This window comes from Helicobacter mehlei, from assembly GCF_003660265.1.
Classification (GTDB): domain Bacteria; phylum Campylobacterota; class Campylobacteria; order Campylobacterales; family Helicobacteraceae; genus Helicobacter; species Helicobacter mehlei.
Genome location: NZ_QXQP01000077.1, coordinates 1 through 766, shown reverse-complemented (window position 1 = coordinate 766; position 766 = coordinate 1). Strand labels below are relative to the sequence as shown.

Below are 766 nucleotides of genomic sequence, written 5' to 3'. Positions count from 1 at the left end.
CTTTAAAATCCAGCTCAACCACCTAGTCCAACGCCAAGACTTTGACAACGCCACTAAAGCCCTCATTAGAGAGCTAGAGGGGGGCTTACCTCCAGATGATGGAGGTAAATCCTTTGAATATAAAACAGAGGGGACGAAAGATATTAAAGATTTAAGGACGGAGTTAAGGCAGAGTCTAGTCCCCATTTTAAACCAAGACATTAAGAACAAAGAAACGGGGGTAGTTGCTAGGATTTCAGGTACAGGATTGAATAAAATCTCTAGTGAAAAAGCTTTAAACAAAAGTTTAGAAAATGGTTTTACAAAAGAAGAACATTTTAAAGTGGGAGCAGATATTAAAGCTCTTTTTGAGAATGCTAGATTGGGAGAAACCTATGCAGACAAAAAGGGCAGTGCCGACATAAAAGCCATGCACAGATACTTTGCAGAGATTAACATCAATGGAAAAAAAGCTCAAGTTAAAATTACACTAAAAGAGAGTATGCAACAAGGACATAGAATTTATAGTTTGGAGTTAGGAGAATTAAACCCTCTACCTTAAAGGATTACAGCACACCCATGCAATCCAATAGAGGCAGGCCAAACTCACACAGGTGGGAGATATGCAAAGCTTATAGCTTTCCCACGCCTATTGTAAAGCCCGTGGGGGGGAGCGTATAATAAAAACGCTTAATCTCAAATTAAAAGCCAACGCCACTAAAGCCCTCATTAGAGAGCTAGAGGGGGGCTTACCTCCAGATGACCCACCCCCTTCAGGAGGAGGGGG

At 41.4% G+C, this 766-nt stretch carries 1 protein-coding gene; it reads left to right on the top strand.

The window, feature by feature from the left end; all coding sequences use genetic code 11:
• Nucleotides 1-541 (top strand): LPD3 domain-containing protein (locus tag EAO36_RS08315; protein ID WP_120948840.1); only part of this gene is annotated, 541 nt, incomplete at its 5' end.
• Between the last annotated feature and the right edge of the window lie 225 nt (nucleotides 542-766).